Source organism: Clostridium manihotivorum (genome assembly GCF_004015185.1).
Classification (GTDB): Bacteria; Bacillota; Clostridia; order Clostridiales; family Clostridiaceae; genus Clostridium_AR; species Clostridium_AR manihotivorum.
Genome location: NZ_CP025746.1, coordinates 5,632,172 through 5,658,342 on the forward strand (window position 1 = coordinate 5,632,172; position 26,171 = coordinate 5,658,342).

The window sequence follows — 26,171 nt, forward strand, 5'->3', positions numbered from 1 at the left end:
TAAGTGCTTAGCCATCCGGTTCTTAGATGAGCTTGCGCAAAGAATTAATATAGTATCTCCTTCTTAACCACTTAATTTTAGCAATATTATTAAACATAGCCAAACTAAAAAACTATATTTCTTTAATATAATATCCAAAACATAAAAATGGGATATAACTAAAATCAACTGACTAACTGCTTAATTTCAGTAGAGTACTTTGTAATAGCATAATTTTTTATAATTATCTCTTATCAACATTGAACTTTATACGTACTTTGATAAACTATATATGTATTGTTTTAATTTTAAAAATTAAGTTAAATTAAATATAAACTTAGGAGGCACTTATGCAAGAATTAGAAACTAGAATTTTAGATATTGACGTTGAAGACATAAAGAGAAAAATGATTGACTTAGGAGGTTACAAGGTTAAAGATGAAGATCAGATAAACAAGATCTTTGACTTTCCTGATAGAAGGTTACTTTCTGAAAAGGGATATGCTAGAGTTAGAACTGTTAGCGACAAACTTAGTAACAAGATAGTTTATTTCATGACTACTAAAAAGATGCTGTCTCAGGAAAAATATAAGATAATGGATGAAAATGAAATAATCGTTGATGATGGTGATACCGCTGAAAAGCTATTTTCCTCTTTAGGCTTAACCCTAGTGGAAACTATAAAAAAGTCTAGAGAAAGCTATAAATACAAAAACACTTTAGTTGAAATAGATATAAATGATAAAAGCTATTGTCCTTTTCCATACATAGAAATTGAAACAGCTTATGAAGATGAGCTTAAAGAGGTGGTTGAAGCCTTAGGTTATAGTATGGGAGATACTACTTCTAAGACAATTTATGAGATTTTAGAGGAAAGAGGACTTTCTAAAGGAACTCAAAAAGGATTATAGAATATCTTAATATAAAACTCCATTGAAATATTAAATTTATTTAGAATATTTCAATGGAGTTTTTCAATTTATTTAAATGCTTTTCACTTATACAAGCTAATAAGATCATTCACTAGTATTTCTCCATTTGTAAATTGAATTTTATTATTGCTTAAAAATCCATCCAATGATTGGATTGTTTTTTCCATAATAGAAATTTTCCACCTTTTGCTTAATTCTTTTTTAAAACTAATATAAACTTCATTTTTTAATGGTTCATATACTATTGAACACAGAGTATCCTGCTGATAAGTTTTACTTAAAACTTCAAAGGCTTCATTTATTCCAAAGCTATGAATATTATTATTAATATATTCATGAGCACAAATATATCTATCAGCACCTATACCATATACATTATTATAATTTGTTTCCTTAAAATCCCCATTTGGAAAATTGGTCATAATAATAAAATCATTCTGAATAGGACTTACTATATTTGTATCATTTCCTTCTTCCAGAATAAATGCATCACCACTTTTATCAGCGATAATAGTATGTAGCCCTAAATCTGGGAATAATGGATTTCTAGGATACGAGATTATTCTTTCATTAAGAATTTCAAAAAATTCAGATGTTTTTCTTGTTTTCTTTAGCACCTCATCAAAAATATCAAAAGCAAACCAATCATTTTCGTCACAACTTGATTTAAAACCTGGACTATATTGTACTGCTTGAGTACAGATAAAAAGACCGTCACTATTAACACCGGCGATATCAACGTATTTATTTCCCATTAAACCTGAAATATTAAAAATATTTTTATCATTATAACTATTAATTTTCAGTTTTAAATCAATATCATCAGTATCGAAATTCATACCATAAATAGCTTTTTCTTCACTGTATACTGCAAAACTTGTACACATTTTTGAACCTCCTTTTAATATATAATTTTGTCATATAATATGCTTAGAGTATTTAGAGAATCATTTAGCTATTTTATCATCAGCTTCACCACTTTCTTAAACTTTCATCTATATGATATAACCAGGCATCTCGATGGTTCAACCTAAAACATTTTTCAGAATGAAAAATGCTCCTCTTAAGCTTATGCTTTATGAAGCATTTTGTTATTCGTTGCCTTTTTTCATTTCAAAAATAATTTTCTGTATACTTTTGAGAGATAAATAATACATTTCAGAAAGGACTATAGAGTTAGTACATAAAAAAAGCTCCTACAACCCTTTATAAATAAAGGATTATAGAAGCTTTGTGAGCCACTAAAGTATATGTGGTCGGCTTATTGGAAATATCTATTTAAAAGACCTTGGAAAGCCTTTCCGTGTCTTGCTTCGTCTTTGCACATTTCATGAACTGTGTCATGGATTGCATCTAGGTTTAATTGCTTAGCTAATGTAGCTAATTCTTTCTTACCAGCAGTTGCACCGTATTCAGCTTCAACTCTTGCTTCAAGATTCTTCTTAGTATCAGCAACTACTACTTCTCCTAATAATTCAGCAAACTTTGCAGCATGTTCAGCTTCTTCGAAAGCTATTCTCTTATAAGCTTCAGCAACTTCTGGGAAGCCTTCTCTATCAGCTTGTCTGCTCATTGCTAAGTACATACCAACTTCTGTACATTCTCCAGTAAAGTTAGCTCTTAAGCCTTCTAGTATTCTTTCGTCAACGCCTTGAGCAACACCTATTCTGTGCTCATCAGCCCATACTAATTCTCCGCTTTGTTCATTGAATTTTGCAGCTGGTGCTCCACATACTGGGCATTTCTCTGGAGCAGCTTCTCCTTCATAAACATATCCACATATTGTACATATAAACTTCTTCATTGTAAAATCCTCCTCTTAATATATATATTTGAAATATTATTTGATAACTTCCTTACAGTCCATATTATATAATAATTATTATTTGTTGTAAAGACTTTTTCCAGAAATTTTTTCATTAAATAATAAACATACCCAATATATGAAATAAAAACACTAGAGCTACTTATATAAACTCTAGTATTTTCAACACTTTTATCATATTTATCTATTAATTATTTTCAGTTCAATCGTAGATAATTATTCTCAACCGATAATCAGTATTACCATTTTAATAATTACTATTTCTTATACCATGTCTTTATATGATGATCTACAATTATAAATTATTGAAGCAAATTGTTATTCATAATATATATAAGATAGCTAAAAATGTGTAACTTAAATCCGAAAGCTATTTTCATAAGCTCCTCTATGGTCTGAAGGAAGCTTTTGAAAATATCGAGTTTACAATAAAGTTATATATATATATCTAACCTTAGTGCACAAAATTCTTTTCTTTGAATTCCTGCGGTGTTATTCCAGTTACGCTTTTAAAGGCCTTGGTGAACTGCTTAGAGTCAGAGTATCCAACAGCCTCTGCAACCTCATAAACCTTAAGCTCATGGTGCTTCAGTAATTGCTTTGCTTTATTAACCCTTATATTTCTTAAGTAGGTTATAAAGTTTTCTCCTGTATGTTCTTTAAACACTTGTGAGAAATAGCTGTAATTAACAGAGACTACATTTGATACTATAGTTAGTGACAAATCCTTATCATAGTTACTGTTTATATATTCTATTGCTTTTCCTATAAAACTTTTATCACATAATGCTCTTCTCATCTCGAAAAGTAACTCATCTAGATAAATAACTATATCCTTAAATTCATAATAAAAGTCTCTATAGCTGTCAAAAGCCAGTACATTATTTATACCTTCAAGCTTATTCTTAAGCTCTATATTATGGTGTAACTGCTGCTCTAAATATATATTTATATGTTTTAATAAACTCTCACAGGATTTTTCTAAGTAAACTACGCCATGATGCCTGACCACTTCTTCTCCAAATATAGTGTGAAACAGCTCCAATATCTTATCTGTTTTTTTAGTTCCTATTAAATTAAATAGCTTTTCTATTTTATCATTGGGTAACATTGACTTCTCTTTTTCTAAGCTGGCGTCATATAATATAACTTTTTTATTTTCCTTATATAATATGTTGCTCTTTAGTGCAATAGTAGCATTTCTATGACCTAACCTAAACTTACTAAAACTATTAAGTTCATTACTTACACCACAATAAAAGCTGTACTTTCTATTATTGTTAACCCAACCCTTTATATCATTAATTGTGCTTAGGTCATTTAATATAATATTTAAACTGCCTTGATTGTCTACAAATGCACGTGTCCCTCTTTCATCTACAATTATAGTTTTAATGAATTCATCATACTTTTCATTTCTCTCAACTTCAGGAATCTTCATTAGATCTTTATTAAATAATATAGCTAAATAATAGGATTCTTCATTAATTCCTTCACATAAGCTAGTCATCTCAGTTCTAACTTCTTCATCGTTAATCCTTTTATTTAGAAGCAATATATTAAACCTATTACTCACATCGTTTATAAGAGTAATATTCTTGCTGTTGTACTTTTCAATAGACTCAGAATACTCTTTTTCAATTTTTTCTATGCATTCATACAGCTCATCCTTCTTAATAGGCTTTAGTAAATAATCTCTTGCACCATATCTCAAAGCCTCCACAGCATAATTAAAATCATCATAACCACTAAGCATCAACACCGGAACTTTTCTTTCTTCTCTACTTAGAGTCTTAAGAAGCTCAATTCCATCATATTCAGGCATCCTTATATCAGTAATTACAAAAAATATATCTTCCTTCTTAATATTTTCATAAGCTTCAAAACCATTAGAGCATAAAATGGTCTCATACTCCTTACCATATTTTCTGTTAATTATCGATTGTAATCCAGTCCTTATAAGCTTTTCATCATCAACTATCAAAACCTTTTTCAAATACCTCGCCACCTTATCTTGGTAATTTTAGTATTATCTTAGTAAAACAGTTCTTTCTACTTTCAATATCTATTCCATAACATGGCCCATAATATATCTTAATTCTTTCATAAACGTTCTTCATACCTAGTCCATGTTTCTTATTTTCTTCGCTGCTATCTAAGAAACTTTTTAGTTCTTCAAGTGATTTTTCATCTATGCCACAACCATTATCAACAATAGTTATATAAGTAAACTCCTCATCTTCTTTGCCTTCAATAACTATACTGCCATCTTCTTTTCTAAGCTTGTTAATAAGTCCGTGCTTCACTGAATTTTCAACTAATGGCTGCAGGGATAACTTTAAAACCTCCTTGTCCATTAGCTTCTCATCTATATTAATTTTTAGATTTATATTATGATCAAACCTTATTGCCATGAGAGCAATGTAATTTTTAATATGGTTTATCTCTTCAAACAAAGGAACATAATCACGTTCCCACTTCATATTGTATCTCATCATTTCTCCAAGACTAGCCAAGGAATCAGATACAGTATAATTCTCTTCAATCTCAGCCATCATCCTTATATTCTCTAAAGTATTGTATAAAAAGTGTGCATCTAGCTGATTTTTTAAAGCCTTTAACTCTGCCTCTTTTGTTATTGTCTTTTTATTTATACTATCTTGTATCAAAACATTTATCTTATTTACTAACTGCCTAAAATGATGAGCTAAAAGTCCTATCTCATCATTGCTATACACAGGTATATCCACATTTAAATCTCCACCACGTACCCTCTTTAAGGACTTAATTATTATATAAAGTCTTCTTAGTATTATATTGGTTATATAGTATATTATTAAAGAAAGTATACCTATTAATAATATGACTCCAAATACTACTAGATTCCTAGTATATTTTATACTACCATTTACCTTATCTAGAGCTATTATGCTTACAATATAGCTACCGTCTAAAGGAGCCTCTTTATATACTGCTTTGTAAGTACTAAACCCCTCATTAAAGGATATTATGCCACTTGTTCCTTCAATCTTATCTTGAAAAATCTTAAAAAACTTGTTTTTATTGAAGTTAGTATTCTGCTCAAAAGCATTATCGTTATTACCGTAAATCTTTCCACTTTTATTTACTAATAAAATCTCATTGCTATCATCCTTTGGATTTTCAAACATCTTTGGAAAAAAACTCTTTGAAAGCATATTTACTCTAATAATGCCTATATGATTATTTTCTGGGTACTTTAACTCTCTGTTTAAGGAGACCACCAGGTCTGGATTTCCATCGGTACTAGTCACCGCCTTATTAATATCGTTATCATAGTGATTTATATCCCAGTAAACCCTATTTTTGTTTTCTAGAGTTTTTTCATACCATGGATCATCCTTTATTCTATTTTCTCTATAAATCAAAGGCCATATCTCATTTACATTGTCATTGTCAGTAAATATATTTATACCTTTAACTGTTGCATTATTATTTTGCAGATTTAAAATCTCTTTATAGGTTGTACTATTAAATTTTACAAGCTCCTCAGTAGTGTATTCACGGTCACTGGCTATAAACCCAAGCATTTCTTTATTACTTATCACTATTTGAGCAATGTTACCCATTATATCCATGTTTCTAGCCATGTTTTCGTATTCTGCCTCTAGCCTATACTGGTTTTGTCTTACTATATCTTGAAGATTTCTATCTTGAATGGTTCGAAAAGAAACCGTAGCAAAAACTACTATAGGTATGGCAATTATTGTGACATATGAGATGAGAAACTTCCTCACTAGGGTCATATCGTTAAATTTAACTAAAAGTCTTTTTATCATCTGGCACCCCCATTTAAAGGTTTTCATCTTAATTATACCACAATATTTCCATAAAAAGGTCTGTAAGGTGTCGGTCCAAACCTAAATTTGAACCAACACCTTATTATAATTATTTAATGCCTAACTTTTTCTTGTTGTTTTCATATTGTTTTTGCTTGTAAGTCATTACCTTGTCAAAACCAGCTTCGTCTCTCTTCTTCTTAAAATCAGCGAACATACTGTCAAACTCAGAATCTGATTTAGCCATTAGTAACTTAGGAAGTGTAGCACCGAAGAGCTGTTCTATCTTTGTGTTAGCTATTCCTTCAGCATTATCTCCTGTTGGCTTGGTATTGTCATACACCGCATAACTTACAGTTTTACCTTTTGTCCAGTCTTCCATCGCCTTAATTGGTGCTGTTGATGGTGGTGTCCATTGAAGTTGTAAGTTTGTATCCATAAGCATCCAATAAGTATAAGATGCACCATATTTCTTATCAAAGGCAGTTCTATCAGTGTTCAATAGGTCAAGAACCTCTGGTTTAAATTGATCTTTACCATCTATAGTGTCATAAGTAACACCTTTTTCACCTAGGAATAAATCTTTATTTCCTTCTTCACTTATTAAATAACTTAAGAATCTTATAGCTCTCTTAGGATCTTTACAATCCTTTGAAATAAGAGTTACTGTCCATCCTGCCAAGCTGTCTCCTGCAAGTTTAGGAGCTTCTTTCTTTGAATTTTCTGGACCATCTACAGCTATATATATTGAGTTAGGGTCCTTCTTATATAAGTTTAACTGCTGTGTAGCCATATCTGATCTCTGATATAACATAGCAAAATATCTACCTTGATTGATCTTTTCTTCCATTTGAGCTCTTTTATCTACAAATATATCCTTTGACAAAAGTCCCATTTCATTAGCTTTTCTGAAAGTCTTAAGCCAAGTCACATACTCTGGATCGGTTTGTCTGTCATATAATTTTCCATCCTTCTCCATAGGTATAGCTAAGAAGTTTTGAATATATGCATCTAAAGAATAATTTCCTGTATCATTAAATTCATGTAAGCCTATTGGGATTAGAGGCTGTCCATTAACAGTTCCAAATTTCTCTTTAGCAGCTTTTAATGCATTAAGGAAGCCCTCTGGAGTTGTCATATCTGGTTTTCCCAGTGCTTCATACATATCTTTCCTTACTAAGAAAGTCTGGTTAGATGGTTTCTTTTCTTTGTATTTATCGAAGTCATCTAAAGATGAGGATGCATTTGGATACTCATATACATGTCCGTCATCTTGCTTATACCAAGCTAGCTTCTGTGGATTTGCAACTTTGGTAAAATATAAATCATATTTTTTAGCTAACTCATCTAAAGGTGATACTAGACCGCCTTCAATCATAGTTTTTATTGCAGCCGCTGAGTCATTACAGTCTAAAGTCAACATATCTGGAAGTTTACCTGATGCTATCATAGTATTAACCTTTTCAGTTTCATTTCCAGCTGGTGTTATAAAGTTTATGCTAACACCTGTTTTCTTAGTAACATACTTTGATACAGCATCATCCTGCCATTTTTTTGCAAACCAAGAAAAGTTCATATACCAATCTAGAGTTACAGGCGATGTATCTTCTTTCCAACCTGGCTGATCTGCTGTTAACTTATTAGCATCATCAGCCTTATCTGTCTTTTTGTCACCACAACCAGTAAATAGAGCTATGCTCATTACTGCGGTTAACCCAATGGCTAAAGCTTTACAAATTTTCTTCTTGACCATACATATTCCCCCCATATATTTATAAAATTTATATAAATTTCTGATTATAGGATTTAGAGCTTACAAATAATTTTAGTTGTATTTAATCAGAAATTGCTAACCCTTTACTGAGCCTAAAAGCATTCCTTTTACAAAATATTTTTGAAGAAATGGATAAACACAAACTATTGGGAAGGTAGTCACTACCATAGTTGCTAGTTTTATAGTTTGTTGAGTTACCGTTGTTGCACCTACTGCACCAGGCATATTTGCACTTACAGAATTAGCACCGGCCTGAGCTACCACCTTATATAGATATGTCTGTATTGGCTGTAAGTCATTTTTGTTTATATATATCATACCTGTGAAGTAGTCATTCCATTGATAAACCCCATGAAATAGAGCTATTGTTGCAATTACAGGCAGTGATAGAGGTATTACTACTCTTACAAATATCTTAAAATCACTGGCACCATCTATTCTTGCCGCTTCCTCTAAAGAAGCAGGAATCTGACTGAAGAACGATTTAAATATAAGTAAGTCGTAAAAGCTAAAAGCTGCAGGTATTATATATACTAAAAAGTTATCTAATAGACCTAAGCTTTTTATAAGTAAATATAGTGGTATCAATCCACCGCTAAAGAATAAGGTTATAAGACCTAATGTAGTATATATATTTCTTCCTATCAAATCCTTCTTTGATAAAGCATAAGCAACCATAGCAGTAAAGAACACATGGACTACTGTTCCAATGACGGTTTTAGCTACTGTAACACCTAAGGCTTTTACTATTCCCGAGTTGCTAAAAACAGCTACATAGTTCTGCAAGGTAAACTTTCTTGGCCACCAATAGATTCCACCTCGCATAGCATCTTGTCCCTCATTAAATGAATTAACTATGGTATACCAAATCGGATATATAGTTATAAAGCATATTACAAGCATAATTATTATATTTACAGTATCAAATATAGCTTCACTTTTAGTTCTACGTTTTAAAAAATTTATCTTCATATCTACACCTCCTAGAATAATGATGTATCATTTAACTTTTTACTTGCAAAATTAGCACTCCAAAGCAATATAAATGCTATTACAGATTTAAATAATCCAACTGCTGTTGCATAAGAGAATCTAGCCTGTTGCAGACCCATTCTATATACATATACATCTAAAACATCACTAGCACTAGCATTTAATTGGTTCTTTAATACCATTATTTGGTCAAAGTTTGCATTTAGAAGTCCACTAACTGCAAGTATAAAGAGAAGTGCGATTGTTGGTTTTATGCAAGGCAAAGTTATACTAAACATCTTTCTAAGTCTTCCAGCCCCATCGGTGGTAGCGGCTTCGTATAGTTCTGGATCTACTCCTGCTATAGCTGCAAGATATATTATGGCCGACCAGCCTATTTCTTTCCACAACTCTGATACTACTGATATCTGCCAAAAATACTTTGGCTCAGCTAGATAGCTTATAGGTTCTTTTATTATGTGTAAATCCTTTAATATAGTATTTATTACTCCAACATCTGAAAGCCAATTCATCATTATACCACCAAGAATTACCCATGACAGGAAATGTGGCAGATAAGATATAGTTTGTACAAATTTTTTAAACTTTACTGAGGTAAGCTCATTAAGTAGTAATGCAAAGATTATTGGAAGCGGGAAGCATACTAACAGCTTAAATAAACTTATCCCCACTGTATTTTTCATTACATTCATAAAGTTATCATCTGCTAAAAATTCTTTGAAATACTGAAGTCCTACCCATGGAGCCTCTGAAATAGGTTTTATTATACTGTATTTTTTGAAGGCAATTACTAACCCATACATAGGTATGTAAGAAAATATAATCATCCATATAACTCCAAGCCATGCCATAACTTGAAGCTGCTTTTGGTTCTTAAACTTTAGTTTTAACCTATCAGTTTTTTTTCTAAATGGTGTGTTATTTTTGGATTTATTTATTGCTACTGCTACTCCTGGTTCTTGCATTGTTTCTCCCCCTTACTGCACCGTTTACAAGTATTATTCTACATTTATTTTAACGTTTACATAAGTGATTGTTTTTTGTTTTTGGTGTCATTTTTTTGGTATCTTTTTTCTTATTTAAAGATATAACTTCAATCTGAAATCTATTTTAAAAGCCTTATAAGGTTCTAAAGGTCTTTATTAACAGGAAATTTTACATATAATAGCTCAAAATGGAGCTGTCAAAACAGCTCCATTTTTATTTGCAATTTATTAAATCTAGCATATATTTATTAATATCATTAAAATCAAGTGGTCATGCAAAATATCTTACCTGTAGAACATCTAGATTTCCCTATCTATATGCAGTAATAATATTTTCATCTGAATCCAAAATCTTAAGCTTATTTTCTTTAATTATCTTCCTAGCCTCATCATTATTATTCAGTAGTATAACGCTGGATTTTTTTGATTTTAAGAATGCTTTCACTCCACCATTTTCAGCTCTTCCATCCTTATACATTTCTAAAGCTAAAATATTTCTTTGATTCCAATCCGCTCCACCGTATTGGAGAGGCGTATATATATATACATCATAATCTTTTATAGATATTTTAGAATCTTTAATATATTCCTCTAATATATCTCTAGGAGAATTCTTCAGGATGCTTAAAAGCTTATACTCATAAATTCCACCAGTACATATGATAGCAACTGTCAATATTATAGGTATAATACTTTTTTTAAAAGCACTAATACTTTCTTCGGCAAGAGCACCTAACAATATAGCTAAAGGAGGATAGATACTTACTATATACCAACTTAGTTTTGTCTTAGCTATAGAAAACATTATTAACGGCACAAGCCCCCAAAGAATAACTCCAATATACTCAGCAAAGTTGGACCTTAAGCTGGAAAGCATTCCTCTTGAAGCTATCAAAATAAATATAAGAATGAAAATAACCGCAATATACAGTATATAGTTATTGCATAGCAGCTCTAAATAATAATTCCATGGCCCTATATGCCCTTCTAAGGCGGTACTAGTTCTGGAGAGCAAATCATAATTTATCATTTCTTTAATGAACCTATATCCATCATACCGTACTCTAAAAAATATCCATAAAAATATAGGCGCAAAACTGCATAAAAAGAATATGAGCCATTGTTTTAAGTTAATCTTTGTTATTAGCTTTGTTACAAGTAAATAACAACCCACTACGCCTACTATAGCAATTGAATGCCAGCTTTTATCTAAAAATGCAAAAGAAAAGGATAAGCCTGATATATAAATAAACTCAAGCCTATAGTAGGCATATATGCAGCCAATTACTGCTATGGTAAAAAGCAGAACATATAAGGAATCAGCATCAGCTGACCTAGCACAATGGGATCTGAAAAACTGTACAGATGTAGCCATAACCCCTGATGATATTAAGGATGCTATTCTGCCAAATCTTTTATAAGTAAATATTGTTACCAAAAATATGGTGCTTAGCGCACTTAACACTGACATAAATCTAAGTCCTACTAGATTGTAACCAAGTATTTTAAACCCAATAATAATGGCCCAGTAGCTTAGAGGTGGCTTTAAATTATAATAATCATTTTGATAATTATAGGTATTAACGATATAATTACTATTTTTTATCATCTCATAGGCATTTATGCCATGCCTAGCCTCATCCCAATCATTTATAGGTTCACTACCTATTTTATAAAATAGATTAATAAGGATAACTGCAAATACCATCATTATAAGTATATAATAATATTTATATAAAAACCTCTTGAGCCTGTTTTCATAGAAATTACTACCCTGTTTGATGCTCATGCTATCACTCTCCACAGTATATATGCCATCACCTAGCTTTAGCTGATTTCATTACTATAATTATAGTTATTACTATATATAGATTATTACCATAGATTGATGCTTTGCTACACAAAAAGTTTAATTTTCACCATTATAATATAATTACCTCTAAACCTATATTTACTAAGAGTGATATATTTAGATATTATTATTGAAATTAAGTGGTTATACAGCAGAAACTATATGCGCTAGCTACTAGCGCAATCATTGGATGATTAGCCACTTAATTTCAATACAATACTCTAGAACGCAAGAAAATCACTAATTACAGATTAATTAGTGATTTTTCTATATATACTCTTTATTTTTTACTTTATAGAATTAGGATCATAATCCTCTTCATATATAAATTTATGTAGTGCTTCTAAGTTAGGTTCTTTATCCCACCCTAAGAAATATGTATTTCTTACATATATTGTGCCATTATGGCCATCTATAGGAAGTCTTAATTGGTCAATCTTACTCATTTTATTCATTAATATATCTTTAGCTAAACCTAATATATCACCTTTATCTAAACTCGTATTGACATCTGGCAACATTTCTCCTATGGCATTATTTAATTCTAATATATTCATCTTAGACATTTTTTCAAAAACCTTTGTTAAAACAGTCCTTTGTCTCTCTGTTCTTTGGAAATCCATATCTCCTACATATCTTATTCTGGCATAACCTACTGCTTGTTTACCACTTAATACTTGCACACCTGGTTTTGTAAGTAGTACAGGCTTCACCTTCTCTATCTTTGCAACCTCATTTTGGTATGAGTTTACATAAGGCAACTCTGCTGCAGATACATTAATCTCCACACCGCCTATTTTATCTATAATCTTCTCAAGTCCAAAGAAGTCTACTTCCACAAAGTCCTTGATATTCATTTTGAAGTTCTCATTTATAGTCTTTAAGGTAAGAGCTGCACCGCCATATTGATAGGTATGATTCAATCTATCTTGATTTAAACCTTCCATAGGTCCATGACCAGTTGTATTTACAATCATGTCTCTCATTAGTGATGCTAATTTTATTTTATTATGCTTTTTATCTATTGTGGCAATCATCATAGAATCAGAACGAGAACTTTCATTAGGATCTCTTGCGTCTACTCCTAAAAGTAGAATATTAACATAGTCTTCTTGGATCTTTTTATTTTTTTCATTATATATATTTTCATCTATCCCTATATCTTTTGGCAAAGTACTCACTTTAACTTTAGAAAACTGACTACTAAACATATAATATGGAACCCCTACAATAAGACCAAGTACAACAATAATTATTGTTAAAACTATTAATATACGCTTTTTCTTACTACCACCCTTTTTCTCACTCTTCACATTTTTCTTATCATGCTTCCCCATAATACTTTTCTCCTCTTGTATTAAAATGTCAATTAATTATATCACAAGTAAATAATGAATACACTCTACAATAATTACATTTATGTATCATATTTATTACATTGTGCGAAAATCTATAAAATTATGACACTTTATAAACTTTTATTTTAAATAGACTTAATAATATTATTGAAGTTAAGTGCTTAAGAAAAAACTGCAAAAAAATCTCACTGAAGCTACCTATTTCAGTGAGATTTTTTTATCTATCTACCTTTTCGAATTTATATTACGAAAATTCGGCAGGCCACATTATTTTTATATGTACACTATGTAATTTCTATACTCTAAAGCCTGAAGTTATTTCTTTTAGCTTTTTAGACATCTCAAACAATTCATCTGTAGTTCTTTCTATTTCAGACATAGCACTTAGCTGCTCTTCTATACTTGCACTCATGTTTTCTGTTCTGCCAGCTATATCGTTTGAAGTAGCAGCTAAATTTCCTATTGCTTTTTCTATTTCTTTAGTACTTCTCGCCTGTTGTTCATTAGCGTTGTCTATCTGCTCTATTTCAGTTGCAATACTTTGTATATTATCTATTATGTTTTGTATTGTTTCGCTAACTTCCGTAGCCTTAGCTACTCCAAGAGCAACCTTGCTTTCAACTTGGCTTACTGATTCTACCGCGGATGCGGATTTCACTTGGTTATCCTTTACTAGCTCTGCTATCTCTCTAGCTGCATTGTTACTTTCATCTGCTAGCTTTCTTATTTCATCAGAAACAACATTAAAGCCTTTTCCTGCTTCTCCAGCTCTTGCTGCTTCGATTGCTGCATTCAATGCAAGAAGATTTGTCTGCTCTGATATAGAAGTTATTATCTTTATTATGTCTCCTATCTTCTTTGATGAGTTATCTAAATCATTTATTATAGATGAAACTTCCTTAGAAGACTTAGCAATTTCTGTTATAGAAGACACTATCTCGTTTACCTTATTCTCTCCATCTTCAGCTGCTTCCTTTGCTTTTCTACTGTTATTAGTAGTATTTTTACTTGCAGTAGATGTAGCCTCTGAGAAACTTGCAGCTTCTATTAGACTAGCTGTTGTTTCTTCTGCTGCAGCCGCACCATCTGCAGTTGAAGACGATATTTCCATAACTGTCCTTGATATCTCCTCAAGACTTTCAGTTGAGGTAGTTGTAGCTACATTTAACTGATCACTAGAGGTTGAAATAGTATCTGCTGATACAGCAACATCTTTTATTATTCCTTGAAGCTTGTCCATGAATAAATCGAAGTTCTTACTCAAGTCCCCAATCTCATCTTTACTAGCATAGTTGATTCTTTGAGTTAAATCACCATTACTTTCATTTATATCCTTAAGCTTTGAAGTAACCCTTCTTACAGGAACCGTTACTGCTCTTATTATAACTATAGATAAGATAATACTTATTAAAGCAGAAGCCCCTATTATTACAATTAGTATTGTCCTTGTATTTTGATAAACTACCTTACTGCTTTCATATGTAGTTTTTGCCTCTGTTGCATGCTTATCTATTATTTTATCAAAATCTTTAACTAAGATTTCTCTTATTGATTCAAAGTTTGTCATAGCTGCTGGAGGCCCTGTCATCTTATTTCCTTGCTCTCCTAAAGCCCTAGCACTTGCTTGTGTTTCATTCTCAGTTATAAAGGCATCCTTGTCCTCAATAAAGGTTTTGTAATCTGCTATCAATGTTTTAAAATCAGCATCTGAACTATATTTCTCTAAAGCTTTACTAACAGAAGTCTGAAGCTTTTCTATATTTGCTTTTGTTGTAGTAATTGCACTTCCATCAGTTTCATCTCTAAGAGAATTAGCATCATATCTTATTGCATCCACATCTGTCTTTAAATTCTCTAATTCTATTATAGGAGTAAGTCTTTCATCGTTAAGCTCAATTATCTTCGAGTTTAAATCTGACAACTTCATTATAGAAGCTCCACCTATTACTGCAATAAAGAATAAAAAGCTAATAGTAAGTACCATCATTTTTTGACCTAATTTCAGTCTGTTTAAAATTTTCAACCTGCCCACACTCCTTGATGACTTTTTTAATTAATTTCACATTATGTAACACTTCATGCTAAAATTTATATTTTCGTATTAAAGTGATACATCTTTATATATCGTAAAATAAAACAATTTCTTAACTTAAGCAATTTAATTCAATGTAATCAGCTATTTCATTATATATGCTGATAAAATCAAAAGGGGGAAGATATATCAGCATATATAATTTAATATTGCTTTTTGTTTCCTGCTTGAATTTATTATATATATAAATTTTCAGATTAATATCGAACAATTGTGTGAAATATATGTGATTTGTATACAACCGTAAATAATAGGCTATTATTAGATATATATGAATACAATAAATTATGATTGTTGACTTAATAGCTGCAAAACTGTATAATATCGTATAAATAAATATATTAAAGCTGTGAAATGTAGTAGTAGTATTAAATGCATCTTCAGAGAGCTGCGGGTTGGTGAAACGCAGCGATGTAGTGATATGAACTCGACATGGAGCATACCTGAAGAAAATCAGGTACGGTTTTTCCGTTATAATATTAAGTGAGAGCAGTAAATATTTAGATATATATTGCTCTAATAAGAGTGGTACCGCGAACTATACCCTTCGTCTCTTTTCATAGACGAAGGGTTTTTTTATTCTTTTGAAAAGGCAGCTGCACAAAAAAATTCACTAAAGAAGATGGCCTCAGCAATTTTTTATTCTTTAGTAACTTATATAATATTTCACTAAGAATTATTTAAAATCTTAGTGCTTTAAGGGAGGAAAAGTAATGGGAAAGTACAGTACAGCCATAGATAAAAAGTGGCAAAAGAAATGGGAAGAAACAAAACTATACAAATTTGACAAGGATAATTTAGATAAAAAGCTTTATGTGCTTGAAATGTTTTCATATCCATCAGGAAGCCAGCTTCATGCAGGACACTGGTTTAACTATGCTCCAGTAGACTCATGGGCTAGATTTAAGAAAATGCAAGGCTTCAATGTATTTCAGCCAATGGGATTTGATGCCTTCGGTCTTCCTGCTGAAAATTACGCTATAAAAACTGGAATCCATCCTAAGGATTCTACCTATAAAAATATAGAAACTATGGAAGAGCAGTTAAAAGCTATGGGGGCTATGTTCAACTGGGATAACGAAGTGGTAACCTGTTCTCCTGATTACTACAAATGGTCTCAATGGTTATTCTTAAAACTATATGAAAAAGGCTTGGCCTACAGAAAAAAAGCTCCTGTAAACTGGTGTCCTTCTTGTAACACAGTTCTTGCAAATGAGCAGGTAGTTGATGGTTCCTGTGAAAGATGTGGAACTGAAGTTACAAAAAAAGATCTAACTCAATGGTTCTTAAAGATAACAGATTATGCTGATGAGTTATTAGAAAAACTTGATACTCTTGACTGGCCTGAAAAGACAGTGTCTATGCAAAAGCATTGGATAGGAAAATCAACTGGAGCAGAGGTTACTTTCAAAGTTAAAGATTCAGATATTAAGTTTGATGTTTTCACAACAAGAGTAGATACTCTTAATGGAGTAACTTATGTTGTCTTGGCTCCTGAAAACCCACTAGTTGATGAGCTAACTAAAGAAGAATCTAAATCCGCTGTTGAAAGCTACAAAGAAGAAGCTAAAAAGCAGTCTGATATAGAAAGACAATCAATAACAAGAGAAAAAACCGGTGTATTTACTGGCTCTTACGCTATAAATCCTATAAACAACAGAGAAGTTCCAATCTGGGTTGGAGACTATGTACTTGCAACTTATGGTACAGGTGCAGTAATGGCGGTTCCTGCTCATGATGATAGAGATTATACTTTTGCAACTAAATACAACCTTCCTATTGAAAGAGTAATAAATTCAAAAAATGGTGAAGGCTCTGAGCTTCCATATACAGAATACGGTGTTCTAGTAAATAGTGGAGAGTTTGATGGTCTAACAACTGAAGAAGCTAAAATTAAGATAGTTGAAAAACTAGCAAAGGATGGAGTTGGAGAACAAAAAGTAAACTTCAGACTTAGAGACTGGCTAGTATCAAGACAAAGATACTGGGGAACTCCTATTCCAATAGTATATTGTGAAAAATGTGGAACTGTGCCAGTTCCAGAAAAGGATCTACCAGTAGAACTTCCTTATAATGTTGAGTTTACTCCTGACGGAAAATCACCACTGGCAAAAAGCGACGAATTTATAAACACTACTTGCCCTTGTTGTGGAGGCCCAGCAAAAAGAGAAGCAGATACTCTTGATACCTTTATATGCTCTTCTTGGTATTACTTGAGATACCCAGATAACAAAAATAGTGAAAAACCTTTTGATACAGACACAATCAATAAGATTCTTCCAGTAGATAAATATGTAGGTGGTCCAGAGCATGCTTGTATGCATCTACTATATGCAAGATTTATCACAAAAGCTCTTAGAGATATGGGGTATGTAAACTTTGATGAACCATTTAAATCTTTAACTCACCAAGGTCTAATACTTGGAACAGACGGACTTAAAATGAGTAAATCAAAAGGAAATACGATCTCTCCAGATGATTATATATCCAAATATGGTGCAGATGTATTTAGAATGTACCTAATGTTTGGCTTTGCATATACAGAGGGTGGAGCTTGGAGTGATGATGGAATAAAGTCAGTTCATAGATTTGTTGAAAGAATAGAAAGAATCATAGAAACCTCTAGAGAATTGATAGACTCCGAAAGCAACAAAAAAGCTTCTATAGATAAGGCAGAAAAAGAGCTTAACTATTGGAGACACAACTCAATAAAAGCCGTATCAGATGACACTGAAAAAATGCAATTCAATACAGCTATAGCTAGAATGATGGAGTTTATAAATGCTTTATCTAAATATACTCAAGAAAGTGAGATAAACCCTACTTTCCTTAAGTCTGTATTAGATGACTATTTGAAATTACTTGCTCCATTTGCACCTCACTTTGTAGAAGAAAATTGGGCACTACTTGGCAACAACTTCTCAGTATTTAATGAAGCATGGCCAGTATTTGATCCAAAGGCCCTTATAAAAGATGAAGTTGAAATAGCTATTCAGATTAATGGTAAGATAAAATCTAAAATAGTTATTCCAAGCGACTACAATGATGAGCAAATAAAAGCAGCTTCCTTAGAAGATGAAGCAATAAAAAATGCTACTGAAGGAAAGACTGTGGTTAAGGTTATAGTAATAAAGGGACGTTTAGTTAATATAGTAGTAAAGTAAATAGCTGATCTAGATCATTGAAGTTACTAGGTTTAGATCAAAAAGTTTTATAATTTATTACACAGTAAAAAAACACACTGACTAAATCAATTCAGTGTGTTTTTTACTGCTAAAATAAATCTGAGAACTCTATCTCTTTACTTTCACTATCTATAAGATTCTTCATGGAGTCAATACCTAAATCCATCTCTTTATTATCTGGTAAATATACCTTAAAAGTACTTCCTTCATTAACTTTACTTTCCAATACAATTTTTCCATTGTGCATTTCTACAAGCTCTTTTACTAAAGATAGCCCTATTCCACTACCTTCGTTTTCTCTTACAAGGGTGCTAGAAACTCTTGTAAACCTATCAAAGACTTTATCTTGCATATCCTCTGGAATGCCTTCTCCATCGTCCTTTACACTTATAACAATATACTTTTCTTCCTGGGATAAAGCTACTTCAATATTACCACCAGCTTTTGTATACTTAAATGCATTAGATAATAAATTAAGCATTATTCTTTCTATTTTTTCACTATCAAAAGCTACCATTTTTTCTTCAAAATCCGTATCAAATATTAATTGTATTTCCTTTTCATGAGCTGTATCCAGAGTAGATAATGTTAGTGACTCAATAAATTCAACAATGTCATAACTTCTTATATTCAACTTCATATAACCTGTATCTATTGCACTTATATATATGAAGTTATTTACAAGCTTTATAAGCCTTCTAATGTTTACCTTCATGCTAGACAGATAGCTTCTAACAGTCTCTTCATTCTCATTAAGGTCAGTGTATTCAATTAACTGCAAACTGCTATATAGGACATTTATAGGAGTTCTAAGCTCATGTGATATATTAACTATAAATTCATTTTTTATCTTATCTACCTCATAAGCTTCTTCTAACATAATATCCTTATGCTCAACCTGACTTCTTAATTCCATAAGCTCTGTATTCATGTGCTTTTTAGATTCCTCTATAGAAATAGCTATAAGAAGCAAGGATAATATAAAGCTTTGCACCACGTAGGCTACCAAATCTATTTTAAACCTACTTATATCGACGAATATATTTATTATATAATAAATAATTTGCAAGCTTGAAAGACTTATAGCAACTAGTCCAAAAGCTCTTCTACTTACTATGTTCTTATACTTCATGAATTTTGTACCTATGTATATGTATATTGACATCAAAAATACCTTATGTATAAAGCTACTTAATGAACTGCAATTATATGTAAAAAACACATCCATAAGCATAACTATCGTCATAATGGTTATATATTTTTTCTTTATAGCTTTCTTTGAAAACTCAAGTATTCCTACATAAATAACAAAATGGCAGGAAAAAAAGAAAAAAACAGCTAATCCTTTAGCCAAACTATTTCCATAAACTTCACTAAATAAAGTAGACACCGTAGTTAAAATCCCTATAATATGACTTAGAGATATATACCCCAAATATTTTTTAGGCTCTATGATGTTATAAACCATGAATATCATGGCAAAAATAGCATATAATACAATAATTATAATAAAATAATTCAAACTTCCCATACTTCATCCTTTACTATGATAAAACAATAAAATTTTAATACTTTCAAATTATAACATAATACTTAAAAAAATTACATAATTGTGTATAAAATATAATATTTCATTTTTTGACCATCTATTTTAGCTAATTTCAAAACAGTACTTTATCAAAATCTAAATTTTATACTTGTTACGCAGTAAAAAATCACCAATGTTGTTTTCATTAGTGATTTTTTGATTATTTACCCTTTTTATAGATTTTTAAAGTACTTTTGAAAACTTATCTAATATATTCTCGACAAGTTTTTCATCTAAAGTTCTAAAATAACCTATATATTTAGAATCATTAAACCGTTCAAATAAATCTTTAGCCATCTCCATCCAAATTTCCGGTATATATATCCAAGCTATTTGCTCTATTCTGCAGCTCAATAAAAAATGCTCCATTCCCCAGAACAAATAATTTTCTATACTATGTAGCTCATTAAATTTAATATAGTGTTCTACAACATCCTTTGATAACTCATATCCATAAATATCTACAAAAAAATAATCAAAAGATTCCTTTTCAGCTTCAAAGGCATCTACATTTATGATTGTGACCTTTTCATTTTTGCCAAAGTTAGCCTCATATAAATTTATTATATCTTCGTCTATTTCATAAACGATTATCTCTTCTACATCTTCCTTATTCAATACCTCTTGAAGGAAATATCCCATACCCAAACCTACAATACCGACTTTTCCTTTCACTTTTCTTATTGCTTCGAAAGATCCCTGAACTTCTTTGGGCGAAAGCTCCATGTAAGCTTTTCCATTACAACCTAGTTCTAATATATTCAGATTCTCATCACTATAAGAAAGGTCATCCTCTGAGAAGAGATAACCTTCAAGTTTGCTTAGAAATTTTTCTTTTATTATCTTTCCATTAATGCCTGAACCATTTAATCTATCATAGTATTTCTTTAGTTTATCAATATAAAATCCCTCTTCAAATGGAATCATTTTGTCCCCTCAATTCTATAATTATATTTATATTGTATCATTTTTTCCAGCATATTCAATAAATATAATAAAGTAAACCTATTGCAATTAAAGTCTATTAGGTATATACTGAAAACAAGTTTTAAATACTATTTATTATCAAGTAGGTGATATTTATGGAAAAAATAACAATAAGCACTCCAGCTTACGAGGAATTCAAAGGATTTCTAGATGAAAATGAAATCGACAATTACAGTATTAGAATAAATCTTGCAGGCTTCGGATGCAGTGGCCCTGTGTTTAATATTTCTGTTGATGAATCACATGAAAATGATATTGTAGAAAAAGTTAATGATATTACTTTCCTAGTTGAACCTAATTTAGTTGACGAATTCGGCGGCTTCATAATATTATCAACAGAAGAAAATGATGGTAGAGGTTTATCTTTAAAACCTGTAATCGAATCTGAAGGCGGTTGTGGAACTTGTGGCGGTTGTCACTAATCCATAACTACTTACCAAATAATTTTCCTCGTAAAAGGGGCTGTCGCACTAATTAATTAGTGCACAGCTCCGTTTTTTGCATAAAAAATAAATCCAGCATTCACAAGAGTGCTGGATTTATTGTAAAATTAATATATGACCAAACATATTAATTTACATAAAGATTATACTTTAAATAAAGGAAGTTATCAATTAAAACTTCCATTTAATATTGATTATATGGTCTCAGTTAATGATTCGGTGCGTTTGCTAAGTCAATTTGTAGAGGAGATGGATTTAACAGATTTATATTCGACTTATTCCCCGAATTAGGGAAAATCAAGCTACGCCACGACAGATGCTGAAGATTGTACTCTATTCTTACATGAACCATATCTATTCTTCACGGGATATGGAAAAATATTGCCGACGTGATATTAACTTCATGTATCTTCTTGAAAATTCACCAATACCTGATCATTCAACATTTGCTAGATTTAGAAGCTTACACTTTGCGCCATGTGCAGAAAGAATCTTAGCTGAAATGACAGAATGTCTTCGTGCTACAGGAGAAATATCTGGAGATGCTATATTCATTGATGGTACTAAAATTGAGGCTTGTGCTAATAAATATACTTTTGTTTGGAAAAAGGCAGTTACAAAGAATTTAGAAAAGCTTCTTGTTAAATTGGCTGATTTAGTAGCTAACTGTGAGGAACTATACGGAATTAAGATAATATACAATGACAAAGTGAAGATGAAACATATAAAAAGTTGCGAAAAAAGCTTTACGCTCTGAAATATGAGAGAAATATTGAATTTGTGCATGGATCAGGGAAAAGAAAAATGCCATTACAGCGATCTATTGAAACTCTTGAAGAGTATCTTGACAAGTTAAAAGAATACACGCAAAAGTTGCACATTTGCGGTAACCGTAATAGTTATTCAAAAACAGATAATGATTCAACATTTATGAGAATGAAAGAAGACGCTATGGGAAATGGTCAGTTAAAAGCTGGATACAATGTCCAACACGGTGTTGATTCGGAATATATTGTATGGCTCACCGTATGCGATCAGCCAACGGATACCCCTACACTTATTCCATTTCTTAAGAGCATGGAAGAATCTCTAAGTTTTAAATATCTAAAAAATAGTTGCTGACGCTGGCTATGAAAGCGAAGAGAACTATTTATTTATTGAAGAAAATGGACAACTCTCTTTCATTAAACCAGCAAACTATGAGATATCTAAAACAAGGAAATACCAAAGGGATATTAGTAGAATTGATAATATGGACTATGATGAAATTGGAGATTACTATATCTGCAAGAATAATAAAAAGTTAATATTTAGTAAGACTATAAAAAGAAAGAGTAAAACCGGATACATAAGCGAAAAAACAGTATATACTTGCGAAGATTGCAGTTCTTGTTCTTACAAAAGCAAATGTATAAAAGGAAATAACAGCAAGACACCTTTGGAAGAAAGAGCTAAAAATCTTGAAACCTCAAAGTTGTTTAATAAGCTTAGAAAAAAAGATTTAGAAAGAGTTGTAAGTGAAGAAGGCTGCCAACTTAGAATGAACCGAAGTATTCAAGCTGAAGGTTCTTTTGCAGAGATAAAACAAGATATGGGCTTCCGAAGATATCTCTCGAAGGGCAAACAGAATGTTTGGGCCGAAAGTATTCTTTTAGCAATGGCACATAATGTAAACAAACTACATAATAAAATCCAATCAGAGAGAACTGGAAAACACCTATTTTCATTAAAAAACAGTGCATAAATTTAAACTTTTAAAAACTAATTGTTTAAAAATAGCCTTAATAGAAAAGGCTTATTAAAGTGCGCAATTTTTTAGAATTTCAGAAAAAACATTCTAAAATATAGTTGTAATTCTTACAAATTTTTAGAAAATTAGGGCTGAGCATCAGCGGTTTTTAACCGCTAATGCGACAGCCCCTTTTATTTTTAACTATTTAATAAATTTTAATCTTACTAAATACATTCACGCTCGTACAAATTATAACATTAGGCTTTGAATTCAAAATTGGAATACTTATTACTTATATTAAAGACATTATTCAACATATCTATCCAGTAGTTTTTACCTTCTAATTTATCTTTCATACCATCATAAGTTCCATCACTAGAATTTTTCTTTATAGTATCCTTGAAATAACTATCTAGCTCTTTTGAAAAATCATTCATCTTTTGAAAATTTAACAAATCATTGGTTTTAAGTTCGATCTTATCCCCAGTTAGGCTAATATTACTTTCAACAAATTTATTCATATATAATTTAATCTTACTAACAGTATCATTGGTCACATCATAATTTATATTTCCATCATCTTTAAGCAAAAGCTTTTTTGAAGTTTTATAATAAGAATAATCATCCATTAGTCCCCAAACGGAAAGATATAGTTGATCATATTGAGAAGATATTTTTACAAGATCTGTTTTCAGTATACATTTACTCTGAATAGAATTCGTTAATATATCCTTTATAGTTTCATTTCGATGAATTATGTCTTCAAGCTCGTCAGAAGATTTTTTTCCTATTCTTTCTTTATAGTCCCCATTATTAAAGCTTAAGAAAACATTTACAATGAAACTTATTAGTAAAATCATCACAATAAAACTAATGTATTGTGAATTTTTAATCTTGCCCATATAAATCTCCCCCCGAGTTTACAAGGTTTAAGATAAACCAATCCATATTATAAAGTCTATTATTAACATACATATCAACATCAACCTTATAAACTACATTTTATCACATCGTATAGCCTTCAGCCATACCATGTAATAAGAAGATTATGAATTTTTTATTAATTTAGCTATATAAGGTTACATAATGTAACTTTATATAGCTATATGCTTAATTATATAGATGTATCACTTCATATTAAAACTTATAAGACCAGAAAAGCCCCATTAATGTATACAAAATCACCTTGCCCAGTCATGTATAACTTCTCTCATCGCTTGAAGACCGTAATCATATCCATACTTCTCCGCTTCTCTCCTTGAAAGTCGCTTAATTACCCCGTAAGACTTCTTTAGACTAAGATCTTCTTTTCCTGTAAGTACCCAAAGTAAATCTTTGTTTATAGGTTTGACTGAAAGCTCCGCCTCCCCTACTCCATCAGTAAAATATATTAAAATATGATTTCTCATATTCTCTCTCTTCATATATTCAAATACCGGTGAAAATCTAGTAGCGCCACTTTTATTGGAACGCTTTTTTATATCCTTTGGTGATGACAGCTCATATATTTTCCTTATATCACTGTCACACTCAATTACAGTTATATCAGCACTTCTACTCTTTGATATTGCCAGGATTTCAGTCATTATACTATTTACCTCTTCATCAGACATAGAAGCACTGATGTCTATAGCAACTAAAATCTTTGGCATTATACTTGGAAGCTTACCTCTTAAATCTAGCCTTTCTGGCTGTCTTCTATCTTTTCTTGTTATGGTTTTCTTATAGCCACATCTCACAGATGGTATGAGTTTCTTTAGATAATCGGTCCACTGTATCTCAGGTTTTGCATCAAGAGATAATATATACTTTTCTATATTCTTAGGAGCTTTTCCTTTGTAAGCATTTAAGGCAGTCCTTTTCTTTATCTCTTTTAGAAGATCCTGAGAGATATTAACGCTTTCCCAAGTATCATGAGCGCTTTCTACATCAATACTTGTAACGATATTATCTTTAGTCTTTACTATAGCTTTCTTACCTTTCTTTACTATGGCTTTTTGCAGTTCCTCTGTATATTGCTCCATAGTCATATCCTCTTTAAGCTCAAGATCATACTCCAAATTTACTGTATACAATCTATCACACCAAGATGGCAAATGCTCTATATACTGGTTAACCGCAATGTCCATTGCCTTACTTAAAGCAATCCTAGAGTACTTATCTCTTAAACCTTTTTGCCTTTCATAATGGCCAAGCATTATATGATATATCTCATGTTTTAATAGAGCCTGTATCTCTTTTAGCTCACACTGAAGTAATAGAACTGGATTAAAGTACATGTTGAATCCAGAAAGTGTGGGTTCAGTAGCTATAGGCCAAGATATATCCAGTCTTATTCCTCTTTTAACCTGAATTAGAAACTGACCAAAAAAGTTATCTTCTTTTTCCAACATACTTAGTATTACTTGCTCCAAAAGCTCATTGAAGTTCCTTATAAAGCTTTCAGTTACATCTTTTTCACTTTCCCACTGAGTGGCTACTCTAAGTAGTTCTCTTCTCCTTATATCGAAGTTCATTGATTATCACATCCTTATTCCTCTCAAAAGACATACTACTTCAATCCTTAGACTCAAAATAAAGCTTTCGATGAATCTCCGAAGCTTTATTTTAATAAATTTCATTATGAA

Annotated in this window: 17 protein-coding genes, 1 pseudogene and 1 other annotated feature; of the genes and pseudogenes, 4 read left to right on the top strand and 14 right to left on the bottom strand. The window is 31.2% G+C overall.

What is annotated here, in order from left to right:
- Positions 1-329 precede the first annotated feature (329 nt).
- Complete coding sequence (locus tag C1I91_RS25055; RefSeq protein WP_128215357.1) at positions 330-890, top strand: class IV adenylate cyclase; 561 nt, start codon at positions 330-332, stop codon at positions 888-890.
- Positions 891-973: 83 nt separating this feature from the next.
- On the opposite strand, the gene C1I91_RS25060 is transcribed toward C1I91_RS25055, so the two are convergent.
- From C1I91_RS25060 to C1I91_RS25105, 10 genes are all read right to left on the bottom strand, one after another.
- Complete coding sequence (locus tag C1I91_RS25060) at positions 974-1,798, bottom strand: linear amide C-N hydrolase (protein WP_128215358.1); 825 nt, start codon at positions 1,796-1,798, stop codon at positions 974-976.
- A 374-nt stretch (positions 1,799-2,172) separates the two neighbouring features.
- Positions 2,173-2,715, bottom strand: a complete 543-nt coding sequence (locus tag C1I91_RS25065) for an NADH peroxidase (protein ID WP_128215359.1) — start codon at positions 2,713-2,715, stop codon at positions 2,173-2,175.
- Positions 2,716-3,190: 475 nt separating this feature from the next.
- Positions 3,191-4,732 carry a response regulator gene (locus tag C1I91_RS25070; protein ID WP_164880655.1) on the bottom strand — a complete coding sequence of 514 codons (1,542 nt, stop codon included), beginning with the start codon at positions 4,730-4,732 and terminating at the stop codon, positions 3,191-3,193.
- Between the two features lie 13 nt (positions 4,733-4,745).
- Complete coding sequence (locus C1I91_RS25075) at positions 4,746-6,554, bottom strand: sensor histidine kinase (RefSeq protein WP_164880656.1); 1,809 nt, start codon at positions 6,552-6,554, stop codon at positions 4,746-4,748.
- 109 nt (positions 6,555-6,663) lie between these two features.
- Positions 6,664-8,307, bottom strand: a complete 1,644-nt coding sequence (locus C1I91_RS25080; protein ID WP_128215362.1) for a type 2 periplasmic-binding domain-containing protein — start codon at positions 8,305-8,307, stop codon at positions 6,664-6,666.
- A gap of 96 nt (positions 8,308-8,403) precedes the next feature.
- Positions 8,404-9,300 carry a carbohydrate ABC transporter permease gene (locus C1I91_RS25085; protein WP_205694255.1) on the bottom strand — a complete coding sequence of 299 codons (897 nt, stop codon included), beginning with the start codon at positions 9,298-9,300 and terminating at the stop codon, positions 8,404-8,406.
- Between the two features lie 11 nt (positions 9,301-9,311).
- Complete coding sequence (locus C1I91_RS25090) at positions 9,312-10,286, bottom strand: ABC transporter permease (protein WP_128215363.1); 975 nt, start codon at positions 10,284-10,286, stop codon at positions 9,312-9,314.
- Between the two features lie 331 nt (positions 10,287-10,617).
- Complete coding sequence (locus tag C1I91_RS25095; protein ID WP_128215364.1) at positions 10,618-12,096, bottom strand: ArnT family glycosyltransferase; 1,479 nt, start codon at positions 12,094-12,096, stop codon at positions 10,618-10,620.
- Between the two features lie 350 nt (positions 12,097-12,446).
- A complete protein-coding gene (locus tag C1I91_RS25100) occupies positions 12,447-13,496 on the bottom strand; it encodes an LCP family protein (protein WP_128215365.1) in 1,050 nt (349 codons plus the stop codon).
- A 316-nt stretch (positions 13,497-13,812) separates the two neighbouring features.
- A complete protein-coding gene (locus tag C1I91_RS25105) occupies positions 13,813-15,540 on the bottom strand; it encodes a methyl-accepting chemotaxis protein (RefSeq protein WP_238475892.1) in 1,728 nt (575 codons plus the stop codon).
- Between the two features lie 409 nt (positions 15,541-15,949).
- Positions 15,950-16,167 (top strand) — a binding site (T-box leader).
- Positions 16,168-16,322: 155 nt separating this feature from the next.
- Between C1I91_RS25105 and leuS the strand changes: the two genes are divergently transcribed.
- Complete coding sequence (leuS, locus tag C1I91_RS25110; RefSeq protein ID WP_128215366.1) at positions 16,323-18,773, top strand: leucine--tRNA ligase; 2,451 nt, start codon at positions 16,323-16,325, stop codon at positions 18,771-18,773.
- A gap of 109 nt (positions 18,774-18,882) precedes the next feature.
- Here leuS and C1I91_RS25115 read toward each other — a convergent pair whose 3' ends face one another.
- Entirely contained in the window at positions 18,883-20,325 is a 1,443-nt protein-coding gene (locus C1I91_RS25115) for a sensor histidine kinase (RefSeq protein WP_128215367.1), read from the bottom strand.
- Positions 20,326-20,565: 240 nt separating this feature from the next.
- Entirely contained in the window at positions 20,566-21,309 is a 744-nt protein-coding gene (locus C1I91_RS25120) for a hypothetical protein (RefSeq protein ID WP_238475893.1), read from the bottom strand.
- Between the two features lie 155 nt (positions 21,310-21,464).
- On the opposite strand from C1I91_RS25120, the gene C1I91_RS25125 reads away from it, so the two are divergent.
- The gene (locus C1I91_RS25125; RefSeq protein WP_128215368.1) at positions 21,465-21,791 is read left to right on the top strand and encodes a HesB-like protein; all 327 of its coding nucleotides are present in this window, start codon (positions 21,465-21,467) and stop codon (positions 21,789-21,791) included.
- A 135-nt stretch (positions 21,792-21,926) separates the two neighbouring features.
- A pseudogene (locus C1I91_RS29885) lies at positions 21,927-23,556 on the top strand (IS1182 family transposase).
- A gap of 245 nt (positions 23,557-23,801) precedes the next feature.
- On the opposite strand, the gene C1I91_RS25135 reads toward C1I91_RS29885, so the two are convergent.
- Both C1I91_RS25135 and C1I91_RS25140 read right to left on the bottom strand, forming a co-directional pair.
- Positions 23,802-24,446: a hypothetical protein gene (locus C1I91_RS25135; RefSeq protein ID WP_128215369.1), complete on the bottom strand. Its 645-nt coding sequence runs from the start codon at positions 24,444-24,446 to the stop codon at positions 23,802-23,804.
- A gap of 279 nt (positions 24,447-24,725) precedes the next feature.
- Positions 24,726-26,060: a vWA domain-containing protein gene (locus C1I91_RS25140; RefSeq protein ID WP_128215370.1), complete on the bottom strand. Its 1,335-nt coding sequence runs from the start codon at positions 26,058-26,060 to the stop codon at positions 24,726-24,728.
- Between the last annotated feature and the right edge of the window lie 111 nt (positions 26,061-26,171).